This is a genomic window from Flavobacterium erciyesense (assembly GCF_018069925.1).
In the GTDB taxonomy this organism is placed as follows: Bacteria; Bacteroidota; Bacteroidia; order Flavobacteriales; family Flavobacteriaceae; genus Flavobacterium; species Flavobacterium erciyesense.
In genome coordinates this window covers 1-26,832 of sequence record NZ_JAGPXB010000004.1, presented here as the reverse complement: position 1 = coordinate 26,832, position 26,832 = coordinate 1, and the positions used below count along the sequence as shown (strand labels likewise).

The 26,832-nt window shown below is 35.5% G+C and carries 25 protein-coding genes; 5 read left to right on the top strand and 20 right to left on the bottom strand.

Features of this window, described 5'->3' with window-relative positions; translation table 11 throughout:
• Positions 1–96: 96 nt before the first annotated feature.
• The 10 genes from KBJ98_RS05925 to KBJ98_RS05880 form a co-directional block, all read right to left on the bottom strand.
• Positions 97–1,107: an FAD:protein FMN transferase gene (locus KBJ98_RS05925; protein ID WP_210788716.1), complete on the bottom strand. Its 1,011-nt coding sequence runs from the start codon at positions 1,105–1,107 to the stop codon at positions 97–99.
• Between the two features lie 54 nt (positions 1,108–1,161).
• Positions 1,162–2,298 (bottom strand): chromate efflux transporter, encoded by a 1,137-nt coding sequence (gene chrA / locus KBJ98_RS05920; protein WP_210788715.1) that lies wholly within the window; start codon positions 2,296–2,298, stop codon positions 1,162–1,164.
• 242 nt (positions 2,299–2,540) lie between these two features.
• Positions 2,541–4,724, bottom strand: coding sequence for a PepSY domain-containing protein (locus KBJ98_RS05915; RefSeq protein WP_210788714.1), 2,184 nt, complete (start codon positions 4,722–4,724; stop codon positions 2,541–2,543).
• 236 nt (positions 4,725–4,960) lie between these two features.
• Positions 4,961–5,443: a DUF2271 domain-containing protein gene (locus tag KBJ98_RS05910; protein ID WP_210788713.1), complete on the bottom strand. Its 483-nt coding sequence runs from the start codon at positions 5,441–5,443 to the stop codon at positions 4,961–4,963.
• Positions 5,444–5,459: 16 nt separating this feature from the next.
• Entirely contained in the window at positions 5,460–6,950 is a 1,491-nt protein-coding gene (locus KBJ98_RS05905) for an ankyrin repeat domain-containing protein (RefSeq protein ID WP_210788712.1), read from the bottom strand.
• Positions 6,951–7,359: 409 nt separating this feature from the next.
• Entirely contained in the window at positions 7,360–7,839 is a 480-nt protein-coding gene (locus KBJ98_RS05900) for a DUF6265 family protein (protein ID WP_210788711.1), read from the bottom strand.
• A gap of 294 nt (positions 7,840–8,133) precedes the next feature.
• The gene (locus tag KBJ98_RS05895) at positions 8,134–10,440 is read right to left on the bottom strand and encodes a type IA DNA topoisomerase (RefSeq protein ID WP_210788710.1); all 2,307 of its coding nucleotides are present in this window, start codon (positions 10,438–10,440) and stop codon (positions 8,134–8,136) included.
• 120 nt (positions 10,441–10,560) lie between these two features.
• The gene (locus KBJ98_RS05890; protein WP_210788709.1) at positions 10,561–11,772 is read right to left on the bottom strand and encodes a sensor histidine kinase; all 1,212 of its coding nucleotides are present in this window, start codon (positions 11,770–11,772) and stop codon (positions 10,561–10,563) included.
• A gap of 629 nt (positions 11,773–12,401) precedes the next feature.
• On the bottom strand, positions 12,402–12,860 hold the full coding sequence (locus KBJ98_RS05885) for a hypothetical protein (protein ID WP_210788708.1): 459 nt from the start codon (positions 12,858–12,860) through the stop codon (positions 12,402–12,404).
• Positions 12,838–14,355: a hypothetical protein gene (locus tag KBJ98_RS05880; protein WP_210788707.1), complete on the bottom strand. Its 1,518-nt coding sequence runs from the start codon at positions 14,353–14,355 to the stop codon at positions 12,838–12,840. Before KBJ98_RS05880 ends, KBJ98_RS05885 begins: the two co-directional genes overlap by 23 nt.
• Before the next feature lie 838 nt (positions 14,356–15,193).
• Here KBJ98_RS05880 and prfA point away from each other — a divergent pair.
• Complete coding sequence (gene prfA / locus KBJ98_RS05875; RefSeq protein WP_210788706.1) at positions 15,194–16,270, top strand: peptide chain release factor 1; 1,077 nt, start codon at positions 15,194–15,196, stop codon at positions 16,268–16,270.
• Positions 16,271–16,351: 81 nt separating this feature from the next.
• Here prfA and KBJ98_RS05870 read toward each other — a convergent pair whose 3' ends face one another.
• The 7 genes from KBJ98_RS05870 to KBJ98_RS05840 all read right to left on the bottom strand — a co-directional run bounded on the left by KBJ98_RS05870 (position 16,352) and on the right by KBJ98_RS05840 (position 21,262).
• Positions 16,352–16,693: a hypothetical protein gene (locus tag KBJ98_RS05870; protein ID WP_210788705.1), complete on the bottom strand. Its 342-nt coding sequence runs from the start codon at positions 16,691–16,693 to the stop codon at positions 16,352–16,354.
• Between the two features lie 261 nt (positions 16,694–16,954).
• Positions 16,955–17,248: a YtxH domain-containing protein gene (locus KBJ98_RS05865; RefSeq protein ID WP_210788704.1), complete on the bottom strand. Its 294-nt coding sequence runs from the start codon at positions 17,246–17,248 to the stop codon at positions 16,955–16,957.
• A 21-nt stretch (positions 17,249–17,269) separates the two neighbouring features.
• On the bottom strand, positions 17,270–17,413 hold the full coding sequence (locus KBJ98_RS05860; protein ID WP_166136815.1) for a lmo0937 family membrane protein: 144 nt from the start codon (positions 17,411–17,413) through the stop codon (positions 17,270–17,272).
• Positions 17,414–17,440: 27 nt separating this feature from the next.
• The gene (locus tag KBJ98_RS05855; protein ID WP_210788703.1) at positions 17,441–18,076 is read right to left on the bottom strand and encodes a porin family protein; all 636 of its coding nucleotides are present in this window, start codon (positions 18,074–18,076) and stop codon (positions 17,441–17,443) included.
• Positions 18,077–18,451: 375 nt separating this feature from the next.
• Positions 18,452–20,239, bottom strand: a complete 1,788-nt coding sequence (locus KBJ98_RS05850; RefSeq protein WP_210788702.1) for a sensor histidine kinase — start codon at positions 20,237–20,239, stop codon at positions 18,452–18,454.
• 1 nt (position 20,240) lies between these two features.
• Positions 20,241–20,687 carry a response regulator gene (locus tag KBJ98_RS05845; RefSeq protein ID WP_210788701.1) on the bottom strand — a complete coding sequence of 149 codons (447 nt, stop codon included), beginning with the start codon at positions 20,685–20,687 and terminating at the stop codon, positions 20,241–20,243.
• 11 nt (positions 20,688–20,698) lie between these two features.
• Positions 20,699–21,262 (bottom strand): helix-turn-helix domain-containing protein, encoded by a 564-nt coding sequence (locus KBJ98_RS05840; protein WP_210788700.1) that lies wholly within the window; start codon positions 21,260–21,262, stop codon positions 20,699–20,701.
• Positions 21,263–21,674: 412 nt separating this feature from the next.
• Between KBJ98_RS05840 and pyrF the strand changes: the two genes are divergently transcribed.
• Both pyrF and KBJ98_RS05830 read left to right on the top strand, forming a co-directional pair.
• A complete protein-coding gene (gene pyrF, locus KBJ98_RS05835) occupies positions 21,675–22,517 on the top strand; it encodes an orotidine-5'-phosphate decarboxylase (RefSeq protein WP_210788699.1) in 843 nt (280 codons plus the stop codon).
• Positions 22,518–22,560: 43 nt separating this feature from the next.
• Positions 22,561–23,355, top strand: coding sequence for an ABC transporter substrate-binding protein (locus KBJ98_RS05830; protein WP_210788698.1), 795 nt, complete (start codon positions 22,561–22,563; stop codon positions 23,353–23,355).
• Here the strand turns inward: KBJ98_RS05830 and KBJ98_RS05825 are convergent.
• Positions 23,350–23,499: a hypothetical protein gene (locus KBJ98_RS05825; protein ID WP_210788697.1), complete on the bottom strand. Its 150-nt coding sequence runs from the start codon at positions 23,497–23,499 to the stop codon at positions 23,350–23,352. The genes KBJ98_RS05830 and KBJ98_RS05825 overlap by 6 nt on opposite strands.
• Positions 23,500–23,606: 107 nt before the next feature.
• Between KBJ98_RS05825 and KBJ98_RS05820 the strand changes: the two genes are divergently transcribed.
• Positions 23,607–24,392 carry an alpha/beta fold hydrolase gene (locus tag KBJ98_RS05820; RefSeq protein ID WP_210788696.1) on the top strand — a complete coding sequence of 262 codons (786 nt, stop codon included), beginning with the start codon at positions 23,607–23,609 and terminating at the stop codon, positions 24,390–24,392.
• Between the two features lie 224 nt (positions 24,393–24,616).
• On the opposite strand, the gene purU is transcribed toward KBJ98_RS05820, so the two are convergent.
• A complete protein-coding gene (purU, locus tag KBJ98_RS05815) occupies positions 24,617–25,471 on the bottom strand; it encodes a formyltetrahydrofolate deformylase (RefSeq protein ID WP_210788695.1) in 855 nt (284 codons plus the stop codon).
• A gap of 109 nt (positions 25,472–25,580) precedes the next feature.
• Positions 25,581–26,288, bottom strand: a complete 708-nt coding sequence (locus KBJ98_RS05810; protein WP_210788694.1) for a DUF4197 domain-containing protein — start codon at positions 26,286–26,288, stop codon at positions 25,581–25,583.
• Positions 26,289–26,568: 280 nt separating this feature from the next.
• On the opposite strand from KBJ98_RS05810, the gene KBJ98_RS05805 reads away from it, so the two are divergent.
• A partial coding sequence (locus KBJ98_RS05805) for a cobalamin-dependent protein (protein ID WP_210788693.1) occupies positions 26,569–26,832 on the top strand: 264 nt, incomplete at its 3' end.

The following is a 26,832-nucleotide window of genomic DNA, read 5'->3' as shown; positions in this document are numbered from 1 at the left end:
TTTAAGTTGCTACAATCCGCGGCTAAACGGGAAGTACTATTTTAGTAGGTGGAGTTATTTATCAGACCTAATAGACCTTTAACTGAAAAGTAGTGTTTACTTGGCTTTGTTTTTGAATTTCTTCACTCGGAAGTTTTTCGATTTAATGACCTTACCAGTATCGGTAATCATGATACAGCTGTATTCTGGGAATTGCTGCAGTAATTGTAATCCCGAAGTTGAACCTAAAACCATTAGCGAGGTACTCAATCCATTGGCAGTTTCGGCATCAGGGCCAAAAACGGTAACGCTGCATAAACCTGTTGCGGGGTAACCTGTCGCAGGATTGATAATATGCGAATAGCGTTTGCCATCCAGAACTACAAATTTTTCATAACTGCCCGATGTGGTTACTGCCTCTTGTGTTAAAGGCACTACAGCCAATAATTTTTCAGGACGAAAAGGATTTGTAATGCCTATATTCCAAGCTTTGCCATTGGGTTGTTTGCCCCAAGTACTCATATCTCCGGAGCCATTTATGATTCCGGCTTCAATGCCATTGTCGAGCATCATTTTACGACATTTATCAGTTGCGTAGCCTTCGCCGAGCGCACCAAAACCAATTTTCATACCTTTCAGTTTCAAAAAAATGGTTGTATTGGCGCTATCCAAAACAATGTTTTTGTAGCCTACTTTTTCAACTGATTTTTTAATAGCTTCTTCAGACGGTATTTCAGTCATTGAACCATCAAATTTCCAAATTCTGTCCATTGCGGCAAAACTAATATCGAAACTACCGTTTGTAACTTCCGAAAACCGCAGCGCACGTTGCGTTAATTCAAAAACTTCCCGATCTACTTTCACAGGTTGAACGCCCGCATTCCGATTTACTTCTGATATTTGTGAGTCTGACTTCCAGTCTGAAATTAAATTTTCAATTCGGCTAATCTCTGCAATAACAACATCAATATTTTTTTCTGCGGTAAGCGAATCATTCCCTACAATTGTGATGTCAAAACGACCGCCCATCAATAAAGTGGTTCGTTTACGCAATACTTGAGCGTCAGAGGTACAATGCACAACAAGCGCTATCAAAAGGAAAAAAGTAGTAATCGATTTTGTTTTCATAATTTATTCGTTACCAATAATTATTAAGCGAGATAGCTCAATCAATTATTCTGACTAGATTAAGCTAAGTAAATATCCCAAAAGTGAACTTCCAACAACCACCAATACGCTGTTTAGTTTTTTGTAACTAAACAAAATGAGCATACTCAGCACTGCAATCAAAAGTGTTTTCCAATCTAGGATGCTTTCTGCTCCCATAGACCAGCAAACCGACACAATAATAGCAACCGAAGCTACATTTACAGCATCCAGAAAAGCAGCAAAAAGTACCGAGTTTCGCATTTTGCTGACCAACGGATTGAGCAATGCTACAAATACAAACGAAGGCAGAAAAATACCGACACTAGCAACAATCGCGCCAGTCCAATCGTTAATTTGATAGCCAATAAATGTTACCGATGAGAAAACGGGTCCGGGCGTAAATTGCCCAATAGCAATAGCATCAATTAATTGTTGGCGCGTTAAAAGTCCCGTTGCAACTAACTCCGTGTCTAAAAAAGCAAATAAAACATAACCGCTACCGTATAGAATAGCGCCTATTTTTAAAAAAATCCAAAACAACTTTGCATTACTACTAGCCAAAAGTGTTCCTGCTGTTGTGGGTAACGCAACTAAAGGTAGCATACAATTACTTCTAAAGGCACGATTCGAATTCCAATACTTCAAAAAAAGACCCACAAAACCTGCACCAAATAACAAGTAAATTTCATAATAATGCAGCAATGAACCCAGTAAAACTAGCAAGCCAATGAGGGCTAATGTCACCGTTTTCAATGATTTTTTGGCCAACGGATAAACCGCTGCAATAATTATGGCAATAATAGCTGGTTTAATTCCGTACAAAAAAGGTTGCACAGCCGGAGTTTGTCCGTATTCTTTGTAGCTCCAAGCCAAAAAAGCAGTAATCAAAACCGCTGGCGAGATAAAGCAAAGTCCGGCGACCAATAATCCTTTCCAGCCGCCTTTTTCATACCCAATGTGTATGGCCATTTCGGTGCTATTTGGACCGGGAATCAAGTTGGTAGCGCCAATTAAATCTAAAAAATGTTGCTCGCTGAACCATTTTCGTTTGGCAACCACCTCGTCCTGCATCATCGCAATATGTGCTGCAGGACCGCCAAAACCAATGATGCCTAATTTCAAAAAAAGGCCTGCAATTTCTTTTAAGGGAACACTACTTTTTTCAGTCATGCGGTTCAGTTTCAATTGTAAACAGTAAAGGTACTATTTGAAGTCCGTTTTCAAAAAAGGAATTTTTCGAGAATATAATTATTTGGGCGTGCCCCTCCGTAAAAACTTCGGGTCGTGCTGTACGCTCCCGCTTTTTTTAGCCTGCCCGAAAAAAGGGCAGGCTAAAAAAGAGCTCCGCTGCCATCACTCACGCGGACAAAGTGTTACATAAGATGTGGGTTGCAAAAATGTAGTTAGGCGATTTAATAACAATCAGTAAGTACTTGTCCGTTTTCTTTATAAAAAGCAATACTCTTGTTTGATTGCTGTAAACAAATCGTATCGAGCACTTTTTCGACGTCTTTTTGCATCGCGAGCGACCCACAAATCAAAACAGTACCGCCATCTTGCAATAGTTTTCCAAAAAACAAGGCGTCGCGCTGAATCAAATCCATCACATATTCTTGGTTACCTTCACGAGATAGTGCCAAATGAAAACTGTTTAACTGTTGTTTGGCTAGCATGTCGTTGGCAAATTGTTGGTAACCCATCACCGTTGCGGTTTGCTGACGGAAACCACAATACAAGTGTGTTGCAGTTTTGCTCTGATTTTGTGAAATCATTCCCAAAAATGGAGCAATACCCGTTCCGTTAGATATCATTGCTACTTGAGTTGCTTTTGCAGGTAAGTGAAACGATTTGTTCTCAATGATCCTTGCTTTAAAAACGCTTCCTTTCTCTAAATCATACAAGAAGTTCGAGCCCAAACCTGAGGGATGCAGTTTGACTACCAATTGCATTTTTCCGTTCACTTTTCCGATAGAGTAGAGGCGCTCTTGATTATCATTTGCCGGATACACAGCAAGTAAATCGCCTGAGGTATATTTAGAAAAAGTAGTGGTTTGTAATGTCAACAGAAAAGTATGTTCGGTTTCTGAAATCAACGTTTTGTCGAGTACCTTTATTTTTTCAAGGCCTTTTGGGACTTCATTATAAAGTGACGGAGTAGTGGCTAGGTTTACGCCAGTTTGGGCGTTCCATAAGTTAATCCATGCAACAAATTCGGTAGCCGATTTGTCGTTTACAGTTTGCATTTCCATCACACGATTAGCCCATTTTTGCTGAGCTAAAGCTTGATCAACATCATTTGCAAAGGCACAAAAATCAGGATACGCTACTGATCCAAACCCTACTACCGAAAACTGAATGGGTTGCTGTTGGGCTGTTTTTTGTAAGCGAGTTAAAAAGTTACTGGCATTTGCTGGTGCATCGCCCAAACCATGGGTTGAAGTAAAAACAATCAGTTGTTGCGCTTTTGGGTAGCTAGTATACGAATTCAATTCGCCTAAAAATACTTTTTTGCCTTGTGCTATTAATTGTTTTTGAATGGCATTTGCAAACGCAAGCGTGCTTCCGTTTTCTGACCCTACTAGTAAAATAAATTCACTTTCGGCAGCTTTAAACATGTTTTTGATTCGGCTTGCTCTGCGTTTGAGCGTCATAGCAAAACCAGAGTAAATGAAAAATAAAATATTGAAGCTAGCTAGCGCCAAAACTATTGCCCATAAAATGCTCGTGCGACCCGTGTGCAAATCTAAATTCCATTCGGTTGCAATGGTTTGCAGCGGAAAAAGAGTTTCGCTCATGATGGCACCCGTTTTTTGGTTCACTTCAATTTCGCGATCGTGTAACGTAATGATGTAAAAATCTTCGGGATCGTCAGAGAATGGGAATTCAATTTTTTTAACCTCGCTTAAAAGAGTTGTCGAAAAGAAATTAGTAGTCGCTGCCGGAGGAGAAACGGTTTGATTGGTGGGTTCACTGGATTTTTTTTCTAGGAAAAAATTAAATTTTTCCAACGTCAAATACGTACCAGAAACGGAAAGCAAAATTATCGGAAGCAATGACAAGCGACCCAAATACACATGGTAGTACTGTGCAAAATTCTCCTTGATGATTTTGGAGTACAACGCTTTGATTCCTTTTTGGCGGTTGAGCAATAAGGCAAAACCTGAAATAGCAATCAAAAGCAATAAAAACGAAACAAAACCGACAATAAATCGTCCCGTTTCTTTAAGAAAAAGCGAGCGGTGCAAGGCGGTTGTCCATTGTATGAATTCACTTTTTTGCTCGGGTGTCCCTAAAATTTTGGCTGTTTTTGCATCAACATACGCATTGACATCATTGCCTTTTTGATCGATACCTTGCAGGCTTACAAATTGATTGTGATCTACCGCGAGTTCAGTGATTTCAGGATATGTTTTTCGTAAAACAGGCAAGGTTTGCTCAAGACTAATGGCGTCAAAATTAGCAATCTTGTAGGGCGGCGTTTTTTCTTGAATAGCATCAACGGCAAGGATTACTCCCGTAACCGATGCTAATACTAAGAATGCAGCAGAAAAAATGGCTAAAGTTAAGTGTGCGTAACGCCAAAAAGAAAGTGTCATGTTGAAAAGGTATTTTTCAGGACTCCAAAATTCGGTTCGAGAAAAGGAGCGGGATATTAAAAAGTTACTGCTTGACCAACGCCGATTTGTGTTTCAGGTGGTTTTGCGTGAGGGGTTGCAGTGGAGCTCTTTTTTATAAAGGCTTTTTTTGCCTTTATAAAAAAAGCGGGAACGGAAGACCCGACCCGACTTTTTTTAAAGAGGGTCACGCCCCAAAAAAAACGTTGTTTTGTTTTTTAAATTTTGTTCAAACGCACGTAGCGAATGTAGTTTTTGCCTTCGGTTTTTGCAGCAATTCCCTCGGTTGTTAAAGGAATTTCAAGATCGGCAGTGTGGTATTTTTGATCCTCTACCGATGTTTCAAAACGCAGTTTAAAACCTTTGTTGATTTTAGCGTCTTCGATTTCGATGGTGGTAATACTACGATCGCCGCCCGTTACCGATGCGCCCGTTTTTGCACTTATATTTTCTGGTTTTTTTGAATAGAATTTATGCCATTCTTTGATGGTTTTGTACCATTTTTTATCGTCGCCCATAACGTATAAGGTTTTTACGTATTCGCCTTTGGCATTAACCAAAGAAACTACGATATACGCGCCTTCGCCCATGTAGTTAGACATTTGCAACATGCATTTGTATTTGCTTGTTTGGGCTGTAGCCGATGCAGATACTAGGAATAAAAAGGCTATTGAAAGGCTGATTTTTAGGATTGATTTCATGTTTTGCTGCTATTTTTTATTTTAAAAAGTCTAAAGAAATTTTGTTTTGAATTAACGACTCGTTTTCTTGTGCTAGTGCATACGGACTTTCATCAAAGTCAGTTAAAATGTCTTTTTTGGCACCGATAGAAATGAGGTATTTCAAGATCGTATCGTCTTTGGCAATAAGAGCTGCTTTGTGTAATGCAGTTAAGCCGTCTTTGTTTTTAGCATTTAGATCGATGTTTAAAGCTGCTAATTTTTGCAACAAAGAAAGGTCGTTTTTGACAACGGCAAAATGCAATAAAGTGTTGCCATCGTTTTGAGGAGTAGCTAAATTTAGACCTTTGTCCTGCAAAAGTTTAATTTTTACTTCAAACGGATCAGCAGTAGTGGCGCCACGAGGGGCAGGTCGGTAGGATTGTACGAGGTAGAATCCCAAGTTGTTATTGTCTTTATCAAGTACATTTGCGTCAGCGCCTTTGTTTAAAAGTGCGGTAATTGCCTCGGGAGTTCCTGATTTTACTGCCATTGTTAGCGCCGATTCGCCTTTGTTGTTTTTAGCATTGCTATTTTTTACCACTCCTAAAAATAAGTCTAAAGCGGCATTGTCTCGAGCAGTTGCGGCAATCATTAAAGGTGTCGTGCCGTCAATAGTTGCTGCATTGGCATCTACACCTTGCGAAAGAAAGTAGTTGATGATAGCGGTTTGATTGGGTTTATTGGCCAAATAATGCAGCACATTTTCGCCTGATTTATTGGTAGCTGTGGCTTTTATTTTTAAAGTTTCGACTAAATATTTATAAGTCTCTAGTGAAGTAGTTTCACGGCGTGTACCTTGTGCGGCAAACAACAAGGCATTGTTGCTGTATTTTACGGCTTTGTCTAAAAGAGATTGTAAAAGAGCGGTACTGCCTGATTTGGCAGCATAGTCAAATGCGGTGTTTCCTGCAGCATCAGTGTCTTTTAACGACAATCCTTTTGAGTTTAAATAAGTGGCAAGACTTAAGTTTTTATCAGCAGCAATCGACATGAGTAGCAGCGTCACCCCGTCTTTGTATTTTTTCTTTGGGTCGGCCCCAGCTTTAAAAAAAGCTTCATAAAGTGCTGGATTACTTTGTCCACCGATGGCTGCGAATGTTAAAGGCGTTTCGCCTTTGCTGTCTTCGAGATTGATGTCGGATCCTTTTTTGATGAGGTACTCAACCAATGCTACATTTCCTTTGTTGGCGGCCCAATGCAGGTAAATACGGCTGTCGTGCGTAATTTTAGTTACTTCATTTCCGGGTTGGTCTATCAAGAATTGAATGGTAGCTAAAGGCGCATCATTGTTGATGGCTAATACGGTTGCGTCAAATGCGTTTGAGGTTGCTGCGGTTGGATTATTTCCTTTTGCAATTTCAGCTTTAACAGTTGCCACATCTGGAGCGGTTTTCCAAAAGGCTTGCTCTAAAAGACTGTTTTTTTGTTGTGCGTTCATCCATGCGGTGGCGCAAAGGGTAAGTGCTATTATTAGATTTTTTTTCATAAGGCTTATGATGCTTAAGTATGTTCTGTTGTATATATTATTTAGATTAAATAAAAATAATGCAAATGTAAAAATTAAAATAATATCTTCGGCAATAATTGTAGCAATTATCACAAAAAATTAAGACTTGATAATGGATGTTACCGACACTTTTATGTAACTTCTTTATTTGATTCTTTGGATGTTAAAAACAAGAAAAGGTTTAATACTAGAGTCTGACTTGCGCTGCTTCTTTTTGTGTTTTTTAAATAAATCTTTGCTAAACGTTTATCATCAACAAGAAAGTTACTTGAAAAGTTGCAATGAGATAGAGGGTTTTTAAAAGTAAGCACACTAATTTATTTGATTTTTGAAACAAAAAAAAACTCACTACTAATGAGTGAGTTATGGTAAAACTAGCTAAAGTTTTTTATTTGATTTTTTTTAATCCAAACTGTTCGGAGCTTTGTTTTCCTTGTAGTTTCCCAGAAATTTGGGCTACAATACTATCAGCAGTGATTTTGGTGTAGGATATTTTTTGTGGATAATCGTTTTTTTGGTTTTCAAAAATGACTTGCTTTTCGGTTTCAGAAAACAAAGTAAAAGCTACCGGCTTGTCATTGTGTTGCCCTTTGATTGTTGCAGTGTAGGTCAGTTGTTCTCCTACTTGTTGCAAACGAATCGTTTCAAAATGCACGGTATCTTTTGCATTGATAAAATAAGAGGTAGCCGAAAACGTACTATCATTTACTTGCGACCAATTTTCTTTTAAACTTCCTTCAGCTGATTTGCTTTCCCAATTTCCTAGAAGCCAAGTGGCCGCTTTTATTTTTTCTTTCTCGGTTGTTTCTTGATTTTTACAAGCAACCAAAGCAAGCAGAAGTAGTAACGAGGTTGTTTTCTGAAACATAAGCTTAAAATTAGAAGGTTATTTTTAACAAGCTAAAATATAAAAAAAAAAGGTATTGGTTTGGTTTTTTTAAAGTTTGAATTCTTGAAAATTAATCAAGTTTTACATTGATTGGAATTTGACCAAAGCAGCTAGGATATTATGAGATTACATTCTTTTTTAAACCTCAAAAAAAAATGATCCTTAATTGCGCCAAGAATAAATCTATCAAAATTTCTCGAGTAAATTATTTGTCTTTTAAACCAACTTCAATGACTTTAAAAGTCTTATATGGTTTGAAATTAATTTATCCTTTTAAATGCTCGATTTCAAAATTGCATACACCAATTCTTTTGTTGGTTTTTGCTCCTTCAATTGCGCTCGAACTTGTTCAAAAGTTACTTTAAAGTTACATCCTGATTTGTAATGACTGCAACCGTAAGCTGTTTTTCCTTTTAAAACTGTTCCTTTTTTGCATTTCGGACATGCTAATTCGTCAGGAACGGCTTTCGCTACTGTCTTTTTAGGTTCTAGAACAAGTTGGAAATTTTCGTCAAAACGCAGCAGTCCTTCAACTGTTCCAGTTTCGGTTTTAAAATCCTTCAAGTTCACCGTTGATCCTTTTTGAAGTAACCTTATAAATTGATTTTCGGATATTTTTTTATCACTGAAAACAAATGGCAATTTAAAATTACAACCCGTTTTATAATTGGTACAACCGTAAGCAGTTTTTCCTTTCAGTAAGGTTCCTGTTTTGCATTTCGGACAGGTTTCGGCTAAAATTCCCGCGGCTTTCTTTTTTTCTGTTTTTACTACTACTTTTGGGCTGGTGGCAACGTGCGAAATGTTGGCGCGCCTGCTTTCGCTGCGCACTTCGTCAACCAAAGTGGCCACCATTAGCTTCATGTTTTTGATGAACGAGCCCGCTGTGAAAGTTCCTTTTTCAATATCTTTCAATTGCTTTTCCCAAGTTCCGGTTAACTCTGCTGATTTTACCAATTCGTTCTGAATCGTATCTATTAATTGAATGCCAGTTGTCGTAGGTAAAACTTGTTTTTTATTTCGAACGATGTATTGTCTCCTAAAAAGTGTCTCAATAATATTCGCCCGTGTTGACGGCCTACCAATTCCATTTTCTTTCATCAATTCGCGCAAGTCTTCATCATCAACTTGTTTACCTGCGGTTTCCATGGCGCGCAACAAAGTAGCTTCGGTAAATTGGTTGGGTGCTTTGGTTTCTTTTTCTAAAAAGGAGGGTTGGTGTGGTCCTTTTTCGCCAACAACAAAACTGGGTAAAATATCAGCTTCTTTTTCCTTGGCGTTTGAGCTGAGCGCAGTCGAAGCTTCGAAAACGATACGAAAACCTTTTTTCAAAATTTCTTTACCCGTAGCTTTAAATAATACTTCTGCAGCTTTGCCTACAACGGTAGTATTGGCAACCAAACAATCATCATAAAAAACGGCAATAAAGCGTTTGGTGATAATGTCATAAACTTGTTGTTGATTATACTGCAAATTGTTTTGTACTCCAGTTGGAATTATCGCATGGTGATCGGTTACTTTTTTATCGTTGAAAACCTTAGGCGATTTTTTAATTTTTTTCTCCAAAAGCGGTTGTGTCAACGCCGCATAATTGGTTAATTTTTGCAAGATCCCCGGCACTTTTGGGTAAATATCGCTCGGCAAAAAAGTAGTGTCAACTCTAGGGTAGGTGACCACTTTTTGTTCGTACAATGTTTGAACAATTTTTAATGTCTCGTCTGCCGAAAAACCAAATTTTGTATTGCAATACACCTGTAAGCCCGTTAAGTCAAACAGTTTTGGAGCGTATTCGTTTCCGTTTTTTTTGTCGATAGAAACAATTTCAAACTCGCTTTCTTTTACTTTATTGGCCAATAGTTCTCCATCTTCTTTATTTAAAAAGCGACCTTCTTCATAGCTAAAAAGTGTTTCTCTGTACAAGGTTTGCAATTCCCAATAGGATTGCGGTTTAAAATTTTCGATTTCCTTGAAACGGTCAACGACCATTGCCAAGGTTGGAGTTTGTACACGACCAATTGAAAGCACTTGTTTGTAACCGCCGTGTTTTACAGTGTACAAGCGTGTAGCGTTCATACCCAAAAGCCAATCGCCAATAGCTCTTGAAAATCCAGCGTAGTATAAATTATCGTAGTTTGAAGCAGGTTTTAGATTCTGGAAACCCTCTTTTATGGCTTCGGCAGTTAATGATGAAATCCATAGGCGTTGCACTTTGCCTTTGTAATTGGCTTCGGTCATTACCCAACGCTGAATCAATTCTCCCTCTTGCCCAGCATCGCCACAATTGATAACCAATTCTGCTTGGTCAAATAATTTTTTGATGATTTTAAATTGCTTCTGAATCCCCGAATTTGCCACTATTTTCGTTTCAAATTTCTCGGGTAACATGGGCAAGTTGTTCAAATCCCAGCTTTTCCAGTGCGGTTTGTAATCGTTGGGTTCTTTTAAGGTACACAAATGCCCAAACGTGTATGTAACCGCATAGCCATTGCCTTCAAAATAGCCATCGTGCTTGGTATTGGCACCCAAAACAGCTGCTATTTCACGGGCGACACTTGGTTTTTCGGCAATGCAAACCTTCATTTTTTACTATTTTTTTGATGGCGCAAATCTAGGAATTTACAAATAGGTCTTGAAATTAATTCAGCAGTAATTATGAATCAGAAGTTTTAGCAAAAGAATTAGGAGCAAATCAAGAGAAAGTTACTGCAATTCGGGCAAGTAAATATGAAAAGTAGATCCTACATTTATTTCAGATTCGGCAGTGATTTTTCCGCCATGATTTTCAACGATTTTGCGGGCAATGGTTAAGCCAATACCTGTTCCATCATATTCTTTACGATCATGAAGGCGTTGAAAAATTTCAAAAATTTTATCCTTGTATTGTTTTTCAAATCCAATTCCATTATCAGTTATGGTTATTATATGGTAATTAGTATTCAATATCATTTTGTCAGGCTGAGTCGCATCGAAAGTGATTAGTTTACTATCGATTTTTATAATTGGAGTTCTTGATGAAGGACAAAATTTTAACGAATTACTGATGATATTTTGTAAAAGTTGACGGAATTGAAACGGTATGATAGTAATGTTTTCTGCATTAGCAATTTCAATTACTGCTTTCTTTTCAGCTAAATCCTCTTTGAGCATGGCCATTGCTTCGTCTACAATTTCCTTAAGGTTGCAAGACACAAACTTGCGTTGTGTGGTGCTCGTTCTAGAATAAGCAAGAAGATCATTAATTAGAGTCTGCATGTGTAGGGCCGAAAGTTTGGTTCGCTCTACGTAATATTTGCCCATGGCTGATAAATTGTCATATTCTTCAACAAAAATACGTCCCGAAAAAGATTGAATTTTACGCAGCGGTTCCTGCAAATCATGACTAGAAATATAGGTAAACGATTCAATTTCTTTGTTAGCCAGCAGGAGTTCATTGGCTCTTTTTTCCTTTTCTTGATTTTGAAATTCCAATTCGGTATTAGCAATAGCAAGCTCTTCGGCTCGTTTTTGCTTTTCCTGGTTTTGATATTGGAGTTCGATATTCGCAAGCGCCAATTCGTTTGCTCTGTTTTGTTTTTCTTGATTTTGATACGCCAGTTCTTTATTGGCTATGAGTAATTCTTGCGCTCTTTTTTCTTTTTCTTGATTTTGATACGCCAGTTCTTTATTAGCAATTAGTAATTCCTGCGCTCTTTTTTCTTTTTCAATATTCTGTAAAACAAGCTCTTCATTAGCAATTTGGAGTTGATGGGCTAATTCGGCATTCTCGGCGCTTTGCTTTTTTAGTAAGTCATTGAGGGTTTGTAATTCGCGCTTTTGCTGTTCTGTTTCCAGAATTTGCTGCGCTAAATTATGGTTCGTTTCTTTTAATAGTGCTTGCTCGTCATTTGCTTCCATATCCTCTTTTTGCACCATTATGTTTTTTGCTTAAATAAAATTGAAAGGCAAAGATAGACTAACTAATGCTGTTAAACTACTTTTAGGTTTTTTATAAAGTTAAACCTATAAATATGGTTGTAAATTTTTTGTCTCGTAAATTTAATAGTTGGCTGTATTTTTAGATTTAGAAGAAGGCCACGCTATTTGTATATTTAAATAACAGCTTGACAAATGATCTATCTAAAACTAATTCAAATCAGGTCGAAGGCGGTAAACTTTTCTTAGCGGAATCTTTAAGCTGTCCTCAATTTTTAGCTTTGTTTTTTAGGTAGCAGAAGTTCTGTTTTCATAACACGCACATTCCCGCTATCCGTTACAATCTTTACTGCCGAACCCCGGCAATAAAGGATTTTCACTGCTATCGGGGCTAAACAGGCGTTGCGCTATTTCAGAAGGCGAGTGGCAGTTTTGATAAAGCACAAAAGCAGCTCAATAACAAGCTGCTTTTATGTTGGTGAGGAAACTTTTCCTACTAACAAATCAGGAAATAAAAAGTCGAAGTCAGGAGACTTCGACTAAAGGGGTTTAAATTACTTTACATTTTTCAAAAGCCTCATTTATACTTCTAAATATTCCATCTTTACTTAGATTTATGCTATAATCTTTTACCTGATGGAATAAATCCAATCAACTTCATATATAATATTTTTTTCTGTGGACAACTTTTCTAATATGAAAACTCTACAATTATAATGATTGAATGGAACTGGAATTTTTCTACCATTTTCCTTTGATCGATTTAAATGTTCATTATATTCATCTGTGGTTAATTGACTAACTGTGATTGCTTTAATCTTCTTTATTTTAAAATTAGAGCATGTATCTGCTTTGTGAATATTTTTGTTGTACTTAAATATTTGGTGATCAATATTAAAAATAATTGTATTTGAATTATGAATAATTTTTTCCCCTTTGTCTAATGATATATGTCTAACTATTTTTGGATATTTTTTCCCGTTTTTTTCAATGGTGTAATAGTTTTTAGTTTGTGAAAAAATAAAATTTGTAAAAAAAATAATTAAAAAAAATATTTTTTTCGTTTTAATTGCAGTTTTTTGTTCCATTATGAAATAGGTTTATGATATTTAATTTTATCCTTTCTTGTTCTGTAGTAGGCAGCTTGTTCCATGCAATTGAATTAACATTTTTGTCTATTTCCCTTAAACCTGCCCATGCTAAATCTTCATAAATTTGTCTAGGAAATCTATTGTTGTCATATTGTTGGGCTATATCTGCAATTGTGGAACGATAATGTTGAGCCATTAAATCATGGTTCCAATATTTATGAACTCTTGCGTAATAATAATCATATAATCCTGGGAAATTGTTTCGCAATGAATTAACAAAATTAATATTTTCTTGTGTTGTGTAATTGTTTGTATTTAAGTCTCCTTTTTTCGCTGCAGACAGTAGCTTTCTGAAAATTTCAGCATGAATTATTTCATGAGCTATAGATATTGCACTTCCAAGATCAGAAATATTCGCCAGTTGGGTATTGCTTAGTTCTATTGTTATTATAAAATTATCGGGTGGATTTGTAACACCATAATTTCCTGAAGGTAAGTCGTTGTTAATTGTAAATTTCAAATGACTTACAGGGAATTCCCCATCAAATTTTTTAATAGAATTTGAAAAACCTAAGCTTGAAGATTTTAATTTGTTGTAGATACATAATGCTTTTCCAGTAAGTGAGTTGATGATTTGTGCATCAAAATCAACTTCAGTGCTATTATTTGTTTTTATTTGACTAATAATCACTTCTTTTAAAAAATTATCAATTTCAGGAGTTATTTCTCCAACTTCAACTAAAAAAAAAATAATATCTTGTAATTTTTGGCTGGTTCTATTATTAAACACCCAATTAAACTGCTGAAAATTTAGATTTAGCTTATCCCCAAAGTTCAAAGCTGATTTTGCATCGGATTTTGAAGTTTCAGAGAAATTATATTTTATTAAATACCAGTCTATCGTACTTTTAATATTAGATTGTGGATCAGAATGGTAATAATTTCTTTCATCAATACTGAGAAAGCCGCTTTCAAAGTTTTTTAGCTGAGAGGTATGTGTCACGGTATTTGGTGCCGCTATTACAGCCGAAGAACCTCCTCCTGATGTATTTGTTGTATTTGGTAGATTTGTTGTTTGCCCATCATTATTTCCTGTACCATCTTCATAATAACCACATGAAAGATTGGTAAGTACCCATCCTTCCTCAAATGGGTCTTCATTACCTGCGCCTACAAGTTCACCTTTGTCTCCATCTTTTATAATTTTCCATTCCCAGGCGGCAGTACATCCATAAGCCATTTTAGAAGAAGTACCATTTTTAAAAGTGGAAGTGTCAAAATCAATTGAATATATTGAAGTTCTATAATTTTTTATAGAGTTGGAATTTAATTTTGCATATTCAACCGAAGTAAAACCATACTGAATAATGTAAGCATCATAACCACCCTTGCTATTCGATTGAATCAAAAGGTTTTCAAGATTAGTTATTTTAACGGTATCCCTGACGATTTGAAAACTGTAGGAGTGTCTGCCAGTTTGAGTGTCTTCCATGTAATTAGCATTGTCTGTATTAACTGTAAAACCGAGTTTATGATGAATTTCTTTCGAAAATAGGGATTTAATGGTTTTTGTTTTTTTTTACTCAATACTAACTAATTTTTGTACTATCTTAGTATTAGACCTAATTTTTTCATTATTCAAAACTATTACTTTAAATCTTGATTGTTGATCGTTAGTAACAGAATTTGGATTAGTTTTGATTAATAAATTCTCTTCACAATTAGTCATAATTAATAAAGTGAAAATAGATAAAATTGTGGCTGGTATTATTTTTTTTATTTGTTATTCATAAATTAAGGGTTAATTTTGGTTGTTTTATTATTAAGATAATTTAGAAAATGCTTTTTCATTCTAATCTTCCGATCTTTGGGTTAATATTCGAAAGTTCATGTCGATTTTATTACTCAATCAAATATATTGTTTATTTCCGAAAAAGCTGATAAAAAATTATTGTTACAAAACTAATTCCTTTTGTTTGAAGTACCTTACGGGAAACCGTAAACATCTTTTTTTAACGCAAATTCCTAGCCCTGATAGCAGTGAAAATCCTTTTTTAAGGCTTTTTGCCGAAAAAAAGATTACTTCATTATACTCTTATTTTTATAGGTATTCAGTGAATTTCATTTGTAACGCATAGCAGGAAACAGCTCCTAAAAAAACTTTAAATGTGTACTGTTTTACTGTTGAAAATTGCTACCGTAGGGCTGTTTGTATTGTTGATGGCTTTGTGCTGATAAAGATTTATGTAGATTAAGAATACACCAAAAACGAGCCTTGCAAACTGAATACTTTTTTCGTAATTTTGCACCCTAAATAAAGGACTAAGAAAATGTTAGATAGACTGCAAATAGTAAAACAGCGTTTTGATGAGATTTCGGATTTGATTATTCAACCGGATGTAATCTCGGATCAAAAGCGTTATGTGCAATTGAATCAAGAGTATAAAAGTTTAAAGGCGTTGGCCGAAAAACGCGATGAATACGTTTTGTTAATGGCTAACATTGACGAAGCCAACGAAATTATAGCTGATAATAGTGATGCAGATATGACCGAAATGGCCAAAATGCAACTAGAAGAAGCCAAAGAACGTTTGCCAGTGCTTGAAGAAGAGATCAAATTCATGTTGATCCCAAAAGATCCGGAAGATGCTAAGAACGTGATGGTGGAGATTCGTGCCGGTACAGGTGGTGACGAAGCCAGTATTTTTGCAGGTGATTTGTTCCGTATGTACACTAAATATTGCGAAAATCAAGGTTGGAGAACATCTGTAGTGGATATGAACGAGGGGACTTCGGGCGGATTCAAAGAGGTGATTTTTGAAGTTACTGGTGAAGATGTTTACGGTACTTTGAAGTTTGAAGCGGGTGTACACCGTGTACAACGTGTGCCTCAAACAGAAACGCAAGGTCGTGTACACACATCAGCAGCGACAGTGATGGTTTTACCAGAAGCAGAGGAATTTGATGTACATATTGATATGAACGATGTTCGTGTTGATTTCTTTTGTTCGTCAGGGCCTGGAGGACAATCGGTAAACACAACTAAGTCGGCTGTACGTTTAACGCACATTCCTACTGGATTAGTGGCTCAGTGTCAGGATCAAAAATCACAACACAAGAATAAAGATAAAGCTTTTGGCGTATTGCGTTCTCGTTTATACGAGCAGGAATTAGCTAAAAAGCAAGCTGAAGATGCCTCTAAACGTACTTCGCAAGTAAGTTCGGGTGACCGTTCAGCTAAAATTAGAACGTATAACTATGCGCAAGGACGTGTTACTGACCACCGTGTGGGCTTAACACTTTATGATTTGGGTAATATCATGAATGGTGATATTCAAAAAATTGTTGACGAGTTGCAATTAGTGAACAATATGGAGAAATTAAAAGAAGCGAGCGAAGTTTTTTAAATTTCGATTTCTTTGTTAAAAATAAAAAAATACCGTGCCTTTGGGACACGGTATTTTTTTTGAATTAATAATACCTTTTTATTATTCAATAAACAAACTGGTATCAGATTCGATGGCGAAACCAAATAGTGCTTGCTTAAAGGATTTGTATTTTTTGGTGGCAGAATCCATTTTGACGCCTAAGTTTTTAGAATCTTCTAAATTATCCATTTTAAAATTGAGTTCAATGGTCTTTTTTTCAAAAGCCTTTTCAATTTTATTCCAATTTGCCTTAGCGTCTGCTTTGTTTCTAGAAGTAACAGAGTCTACAAAGCGTACATAATTATTAGTTACGATTTCTACCTTTTTTTCAGCCTCACTTTTACACGAAATTATAGTGAAGCATAGGGTAAGAAGAACTATAAGTTTTGCTGCATTTTTCATTTTGTATTTCTTATTTGGGATCAGTATTCCTTGCACTGAACAATGTTTTGATGCTATTGATTTACACTGTCAATCGAGTGTTTGCAATGGCTTGTGTTTTGGTTGGTTTTTTATTATTGGTTGTTTAGCAGAAATGGTATTTTTTTCTATGTTGGATATCTGTTTTTAAAGGACAATCAGTAAAAAAAGCAATTATGCTACTGGTTTAAACAGCAAAATTCACACTACTTGTGATAGTGTGAATCGTACTGAATTGATTTTTTATTTTTGTTTGTTGATGTCTGCAAGATGATTAAAATTTTGAACTTCATCTTTGATGATTTCTGTCGTGTGCCCTAAAAATTCTTGTGATTCTCTTTTTAGATCTTGCACAGTTTGTGAAATTTTATCTGACAATTTCCCAGTTGTTTCAACAACTTTATCTTTCAAATCGGTGCTTTTATCAACGATTTTTTTTCTAGTTTCACTTCCTTTGGCTGGTGCAAACAAAATTCCCAATATAGTTCCAACTGCTAAACCGCCCAAAATTCCTGCTGCTAAATTGCTATTTTTCATAATTTCTAATTTTTGTAATTGTTATCCTTTTATTACTCTCAGTAAAATTGCGATTAATGCTATTACTAATAAAATGTGAATGATTCCTCCCGCGCTGTAAACGAAGAATCCTAATGCCCATAGTATCACTAATACTACTGCTGCGGCGTATAATAGGTTTTGCATGATTTTATATTTTTAGGTTAAGTATATTTAAAATTTGAAGGCTGCGTAAATGCTCAATACGCTGTTTTTTGAATCGGGGAAAGTGTAAGTTCCTCCAGCAAAATTACGCTCTTTACCAACGGTAGTTAATCCGTAATTGTATCGTGCTCCAATTCCAAATGTGTCAAAATCGAATCCAACACCTGCAGCAACTCCTACATCTACAGTATTTAAATCATCTTTATCAATTGATTCTTCAAAATTGATATTTCCGTCTTGACCTTCATTAGTTATTTTAGAATCAATTAAGAAAGCTGCGTAAGGTCCAAAATGCACATTGAAATTCTTGGTTAAATTGGCTTTAATTAAAACCGGAACTTCCACGTAGTTCAGCCTAAATTTAGCAGTTCCTTGTGCGAAAAAGTTATCATATCGCAATTCTGCTCCTTTTGTGGTGTAGTTTAATTCAGGTTGAATAGCTAAACTTGATGATATTGGTAATGTTGCAAAAAGACCAACATTGAATCCGCTCAATACGTTTTGATCATCAACATCTTCAGTGTAAAGGTTTGACATGTTATAACCTCCTTTAATACCAAGTGATGGGCTATTTTCTTGTGCTTGAATTTTTGATGCTCCTGCAAGGATTAGAGCAACTGCTAAAATGCGTTTTAAGTTTTTCATATCGTTTGTAGTTTAATGTGTTGTTTTGTTTTTACAAAGATGCGATCACTTCACAAATTGCGTGTTACATCAATTTATTGATTTGTTATAGAATTTACAGATGTTCTTAGTTAAATTGATTTAAATGATCTGGTTACACACTGGTCTGGTAGTTTTTTGTGGTGGGTAATGCATTTATAAGCAAATGATTATTAAGCTTTTGTTGTGGTTTTTTTCTTTTTATACCAATTTATTTTTTTTTATGAAAGGTGTTGCATAATATCACTATTTGTAGCAGTAGTGATTTTTGAAAATGTCAAGTAAGGCCACAAAAAAAACAGCAGCTAGACTTTAAAAGTCGAACTGCTGTTATGATTGTATATTTTAAATTTTGATTTACACTGCGGGTAAAAATAGGGTAAAAGTGGCTCCCACACCCAACTCGCCATTGGCAAAAAGATAGCCTTTGTGGTTGTCGGCAATTTTTTTACAAATAGCTAAACCAATTCCAGTACCGTCGTATTCGTTTTTGTTGTGTAATCGGTTAAAAAGAATGAATATTTTTTTAGCATACTCTTGTTCAAATCCGATACCATTATCAGTAAATATGATTTTATGGTAATGAGCGAGTGTGTTGTGAGGTAACAATTCTTCGTCTAAGGCACTAACTAACTTAGATTTGATAGTGATAATGGGCGGTACATCCGTTTTACTATATTTCAAGGAATTATTGATCAAGTTGGTGAATAATTGCTGAATTTGAAACGGAATGACATTCAAAATAGGTAAGTTCTGGCTTTCAATAGTCCCTTTTTTATCATCAATCACTTGAACAAGTTCTTGTTTTACATGATCTAAAATTTCATTTAAATCAGCTGGTTCAAAAACCTTCTCCGCTTTATTAGTTCGCGAGAACTGTAATAAATCTTCAATGAGCATGCGCATTCTTTTCGCCGATGCTTGAATGCTATTAATATATTGTTGCCCAGACTTAGACATGTTTTCATAGTCCTTACTTATTAATCGAGATAAGAAGGTTTCTATTTTGCGTAAAGGCTCTTGTAAATCGTGGCTTGCTATATAGTTAAATGCTGTTAATTCTTTATTGTTGTTTTCAAGTTCTCTGTTTCGCTCCTCAATATAATTTTGTGCGTATACCTGTTCCGTTACATCACTAGTAGTGCCAATGTGTGTGCGTTCTCCTGAGGCAACGGTAACTACACGGCCCGAGGCTCTAAAATATCGAATTTCTCCATCCTTACGAATTACCCGATAAGTAAATGGATTTAAATTGGTTTTTTCCTGCACGCTTTTAGAACTTTCAATTACATATTGTAAATCTTCTGGGTGAACGAATTTGTAAAATTCTTCAGAACTCGCTTCGAAAGACTGTGGTGCACAACCTAAAAGGCGGTATTCATTATCCGAAAAAGTAAATTGGCCGCTATCTATGTTATATTGCCAGCTACCAAATCCGCCCACAATTTCGGCCAAATTACTCGCCTCATTAGCAACGGTTAGGGTATTGATGGTGTTTCTAAGTAGCACAAGGTCACGATTCATTTTGATAAAAGCGATGGTAATCAAAATTAAAGTAACAATTAATGTTAAATAGATTAACAATGGCGTATAACTCATAGTAGAGTCATAATCTTGTTGCCTGTTAGTTAAAAGGATTTTCTGAGTAATAATCATTTCGTCTATTTTTTTACGAATAGAGTCCATGGCTTGTCTACCGATAGTTAAGTTATAGCTTAAATCTGCTTCTTTATAGTTTTTTTGCTGGGTTATATAAATGTTTTTCGAAAGGTAATTTTGTTTTTTATTTATGTAAAAAAGAAGTTTTTTTAAATTGGCCTGTTGCGTTCGACTGTTTTGGGTAAGCTTTGATAGTTCATTGAAAGAATCCCTAATCAGGTCTTTAGAATTATTGTACGGTCTTAAAAACGCAGTGTCTTTGGTGAGCAAGTAACCACGTTGCCCAGTTTCTGCATCTTTTAGGTAGGATATTAAACGTTCTAATTCAGTATTCACCGCATGGCTATTGGTTACAAAGTGGGATGATTTTTTTAAAACAGTAATATGCTTAAAAGTAATACCACCTATAAAAAAGATTACTGCTACTGAAACAATAAAGATTATTTTTAAAAACAGGGGTGATTTATGAATTTGAATGTATTTCATTTTATAGACGCATTAAAAAATTGTCCTTGTTTAATCCTGAAGTGTGGTATTGCCAATTTATGGTAACAACTTCCGATAGGATTTTTTTAAGATCTTCAAAGTCACTTGGTTTTTTGATATAGATATTGGCTCCATTAACAAAAGTCTCTTCAATATGCTCTTCAGATGATGAGGTAGAGTAAATGGCAATCGCAATGTCATTTAATTTTTCGTTCTGCTTAATTTCAAGTAAACATTCTACGCCATTTTTTTTAGGCATATTCAAATCTAAAAATAAAACATTTGGCAGGATAGAATCGCCGTCATTCAAATAATCCATCAACTCTACACCGTCGTTAAATGTCATTACATTGGTTTTCATTTTGAGTTCTTCGAAGGCGTCAGTAAAAAACAATCTGTCGTCTTCGTCATCATCAGCAAGGCATATATTTATAAAGTCAGTATTCATCGTTGTTTAGTTTAAATTGAGTTTTTAGTACTTAAAGCTCTACGTTTTTGAATGATTTTTTGAAAGGCTGAGGGTGTCATGCCCGTTGTGTGTTTGAATTGCGTACTTAGGTGCGCCACACTAGAATAATTCAATTGAATTGAAATTTCAGTCAAATTCATTGGAGTATTAATCATCAGTTGTTTGGCCAATTCAATTTTTTGGATGATGATGAAGTTTTCGATTGAGGTGTACGTAACCTCCGAAAAAACATTTGATAAATAGGCGTAGCTCAAATTTAACTTATCAGCAATGTAAACCGAACTTTTTACTTGCAATGGTTTTTCGCTATGCACCATCTCAATGATAGCATCTTTTATTTTTTGAACTAAAACACTTTTCTGATTTTCTACAATGTCAATACCGTACTCTTTAAAAACACTAGTGAGCTCGTCCATTTTAGAGGTAGGTACTTTTTCTAAAAAATTAAATTCGCCAAATCCGACAATATTGAATTTATATCCCAACTCGCTTAGTCTATCTTGAACAATTTTTTTTGTCAATTGTACATAATCAAATTTTAAATATACTTTCATAAAAATTGTTGTTTAATGTAGTAAAGATATAAAAACTGTTCTTTTAACAATAATGTTGTTCGTCACAAAAAAAAGATCTTAGTGTATACGTCATGTTAGAGGCTTGATAGTTAAAAATAATTTTGTTGTAATGATGTATTTTGTTTTTGATTATGAGATGATTGCATGTGTTTTCTTGGGTAGTATAATTGATTTATCTATTTTACTAAAGATTGAACAAAAGTTAATTTTATGATATTTTTAGTAGGTTTATTACTAATTTTAATATTTCACTTTTAGGTAATTTGCTTTCAACTCTGGAGACTATTTGTCTCTTGTTGTAAATGTTTTTTCACTTGCTTTGTTTTTTTATTAAAGTACAATAGCAAATTTTGCTCCTTTGTTTGTAGTTTTGCAGCACAACTACAACAACATGACTACACAACAATTATTTGAACAAATTCAACTCAAAAAATCATTTCTTTGCGTTGGTTTAGATGTCGATTTGACTAAAATTCCGCAACATTTATTAGTTCTTGAAGATCCAATTTTTGAGTTTAACAAAGCAATTATTGATGCCACCCACGATTTGGCAGTATCCTATAAACCAAATACTGCTTTTTACGAAGCTTACGGAATCAAGGGTTGGATTTCACTCCAAAAAACAATCAATTACATCAACGAGAATTATCCAGATTTGTTTACCATTGCCGATGCTAAACGTGGTGATATTGGGAATACTTCTTCTATGTATGCCAAGGCATTTTTTGAAGATTTAAATTTTGATAGTGTTACCGTGGCGCCTTATATGGGTAAAGATTCTGTCGAGCCTTTTTTGGCTTTTGAAAACAAGCATACGATACTTTTGGCTTTAACTTCAAACACGGGTGCATTTGATTTTCAAACCTTGCAATCTAAATCTGAAAAACTTCTTGAAGCTGAATTGTACCAACAAGTTTTAGAAACATCTAAAAACTGGACCAACAGCAAAAATTTAATGTATGTGGTGGGTGCTACAAAGGCGACTTATTTTTCAGAAATTCGAAAAATTGTACCTGACAGTTTTTTATTGGTTCCAGGAGTAGGTGCGCAAGGAGGTAATTTGGCTGAGGTGTGCGCGCATGGTATGAATGATCAAGTGGGTTTATTGATAAATTCGTCACGTGCAATTATCTATGCATCCAATGATTTTGATTTTGCTGTAAAAGCTCGTGCAGAAGCGCTTAAAATGCAGCAAGAAATGCAAGTGATTTTAGATGCTAAATTTTCGAACTAGGCAGTACTTGAACTTTTAAATTTTTTTACTATCCCGACTTTTAATGAAAACATACACAGACCAACTCGGTATTTCCCATTCCTTTGAATCCGCTCCGCAGCGCATTATTTCACTTGTGCCTTCGCAAACAGAATTATTGTATGAGTTGGGTTTAGAGGAAAAAATTGTGGGGATAACCAAATTTTGTGTGCATCCGTATCATTTTAAATCAACCAAAAAAATTGTTGGTGGTACGAAAAAAGTACATTTCGAAAAAATTAAACTTTTACAACCAGATATTATCATTTGTAACAAAGAGGAAAATACCGAGGAGATGGTTGCTGAATTGCGGAAAATTGCCACCGTTTGGGTCACAGATATTTGCACTATCGAGGACAATTTACAAATGATTATTGATTTCGGGCAACTTTTCAATGCCCGTACCGAAGCTCAAAAATGGAACGATAAGTTAAAATTTGCTTTGGCAAACTTTAAAAATTTCATTGCAGACAAACCAATCAAAAAAGTAGCGTACTTCATCTGGAAAGATCCTTATATGGTGGCCGGTGGATCTAACTTTATCAACGAATTATTAAAGTTAAATCATTTTGAAAATATTTATGAAGGCAGAGGTCGTTACCCCGAAGTAGAAATCAGTAAAATTCGTGCAGAAGGCGATCCTGCCATTGTGTTTTTATCATCGGAACCTTTTCCTTTTACAGAGCAACATGCTTTTGAAATTGGTGTACATACGCACCACGCCAAAACGATATTCGTAGATGGCGAAATGTTTTCTTGGTACGGCAGCAGGTTGCTGAAAGCGTTTGATTATTTTATGAAGTTACACCAAAAACTATAGCTCACATTCTTCTAGAACGCATTCTTCTTGGTATATACTTGATTCCAATTCAATTTTGGAGAGGTCAAAATTTACGGTAGCTAAGAACTGGTATTCTTCAATGAGTTTTTCTATTTCACGCTTCTCTTTCAATAATCCTTTCATGGGTGCAATTTTTTTGCAAATTTAAGGCTTACTTTTATAAAATTCGCAATATTTTTTGTTAAGATTGAGATTTCGATTTAATGTGCTATTTTTACCAAAAAAAACACGTGATTAGTTACACCATATATAACAATGCTTCAACTGACCAATGGGTTACTTTTGTCCATGGTGCAGGAGGGAGTTCGTCTATTTGGTTCAAACAAATTAGAGATTTTAAAAAACAGTACAATGTTTTACTCTTAGATCTTCGCGGACACGGCGAATCAAAAACAACGTTAAAAACGGCTTTCAAACAAAAGTATACTTTTTCTGCTCTGGCAAATGACATTCTTGAAGTTTTAGATCATTTACAAATTAAGAAATCACATTTTGTTGGTATATCACTAGGTACTATTTTAATTAGACAATTAGCTGAAATGTATCCGGAGCGCGTGCAAAGCATGATTTTGGGAGGCGCTATTTTAAAAATGAATTTCCGCTCGCAAGTTTTGATGCGATTAGGTAATATGTTCAAATACGTGTTGCCATATTTGGTTTTGTATCAATTTTTTGCTTTTGTAATCATGCCTAAGAAAAGTCACAAACAATCGCGACTACTTTTTATAAATGAAGCAAAAAAATTGTATCAAAAAGAATTTATCAAATGGTTTAAGTTAACGGCCGAGATAAATCCGGTACTTAAATGGTTCCGACAAGTAGAATTGAATATCCCTACGCTTTACGTAATGGGTGAGGAGGATTATATGTTTTTACCGTCAGTTCGTAAGGTGGTCGAAAGTCATTACAAGTCGTCAAAGCTTTTTGTCGTTCAAAATTCAGGACACGTAGTAAACGTGGAGCAACCGAATATTTTTAATGATGTGGTGCTTTCTTTCCTTAAAACAGCCCACTAAAAAAAAAAATGCCCGCACAAGTTGTGCGAGCAAATCTTTAACTAACCAAAACCAAAATAATAAATAACCAGTTTATTACACTACAAAGGTCGGTAACAAGCACAGATATCGCTGTTAAGATTTTGTTATTACTTTGCGAACCATTCGTTAAGATTTTAAGTCGCTAGGTTCTTAAGATTTTTTAAAGATTAAAAAACTGACAATGAAGGCTTTATTTTTTTTAATTATAGAAAAACAACCGTTTTATTATTGTACACCATCGTCTTGTGCTCCGCATGAAGTTTGATCGCTCTTGCCAATACCATTCGCTCTACATCACGACCTTTAGTTATAAAATCTTCAATAGAATGGCTATGCGAAACGCGTGCAATATCTTGCTCGATAATTGGTCCTTCGTCTAGCTCCTCGGTCACATAATGACTGGTGGCTCCAATAATTTTTACACCGCGTTTAAAAGCAGAATGATACGGCTTGGCACCAGGAAAAGCAGGCAAAAACGAATGGTGAATATTGATAATTCTGTTTTTGTAACGCGCAATCAAGTTTGGGGTTATTATTTGCATGTAGCGCGCCAAAACAATGAAATCAATCTCATATTTATGGAGTATTTCTAGCTGTTGCTCTTCGCCTTTTACTTTTATTTCTTTTGTAAAAGGAACATGATAAAAAGGAATTCCAAATTGTTGGGCAACAGGTTCTAAATCCCTATGATTGCTGATGATCACACTAATTTCAAGCGGCAACTCATTAGCTCGGTAACGCCCCAAAACATCATACAAACAATGATCGTATTTGGAGACAAAAATTGCCATCTTTGGTTTTTGCTCTTGCGTAAACAATTGCCAAGTCATTTCGAAAGGCGCTGCCAATTGTTGCTCAAAATCTGCTTCTAGCGCCTTCAAATCATTTTTCGGATTTTTAAACTCGCATTCAATGCGCATAAAAAAAACATCTTCGTCCTCGTCTACATGTTGGTCTAAGTACACAATATTGCCGTCAATACAGGCAATATAATTAGTTACAGCGGCAATGATGCCTTTTTGGTCTTTGCAATGTATGAGTAAGGTAATTTTTTGCATTTCAATTATTGTTATAGCTGTATTTCAGTAATGTGTCTCAAAAATAACCCAATCAATTCGATTAAAAAATCGCTGAGGCAACCAAATATGTTTTAAAAAAGTTCAAAATTTATTTTTTGTCTTGCATGGCAAATACACGTTGCAACAAAACAGAAGTTCGTGCGCTCAAGTTGGTTCTAATATTTTGCTCCTCAACGGCTACCATTTTAAATACGCCATTCAAAGCTTGATTAGTCACATAGTCTGTCAAATCAGGATTCACTTTGTTCACAAGCGGGATGCTGTTGTATTTGGTGATAATATTAGCCCAAACTTTATCAGCGCCCACTTTAGTAAATGAATTTTTTATAACCGGATTGAATTTTCCATACAAAGCCGTACTCGTGCTGTTTTGTAAATAAGTGGTTGCTGCGCTTTGGTTACCCAATAAAATACTTTTCGCATCAGCAAAACTCATATTGCGCACCGCATCTACAAAAATTGGAGTGGCTTCTTTCACGGCATCTTCTGCAGCACGATTCAAAACTTTTAAACCCTCGTCAGCCAAGGAACTTAATCCAATTTTGCGCAAGCCCGCATCTACTTTTCTCAATTCAGAAGGAAGTAAAATTTTCACAGCTTCGTTGCGATAAAACCCATCAGTTGCTGTTAATTTACTCACTTGTTTCGAAATTCCGTTGTTCAACGCTTCTTTTAATCCGCCCGCAATATCCACGCCGCCTATACCTTGTGTTTGCGGAAATTGACTCATCACTTGCTGCATTTCGGCACAACTCGATAACGAAAGTGCGACTGCTAAAACTATAATTTTTTTCATAAAAAGAATCGGTTACATTAATTGGCCATCTGGCATTGGTAAAAATACAACAATTGCAAAAACAAAGCCAATTATTGACTAGGAGCAGGCGTTTTTGTTTTCAAATCACGGCTTCTCCCGCTTTCCGCTGTATCCTCGCTCCCAAAAAAGCGAGGGATGCCGCTGCAATCGGGGCTAGAATAGCTATTTTTTGCTTCGATTGTGAATAACATCATCCAACTTCAAATAGTTTTTTAAAATAAAATTGTAAATTGCAGGCTTAAATTATCATATTCATAAAATGGAACAACAAATACCATATATCCCTAACAATAAAGTAAGAATTGTAACGGCAGCAGCTCTTTTTGATGGCCATGATGCAGCAATCAATATCATGCGCCGTATTATCCAATCTACAGGTGTCGAAGTGATTCACTTAGGTCACGACCGCAGCGTAGAAGAGGTTGTGAATACTGCCATTCAAGAAGATGCCAATGCTATTGCTATTACCTCTTATCAAGGTGGTCACAATGAGTATTTTAAATACATGTATGACTTGCTTCAA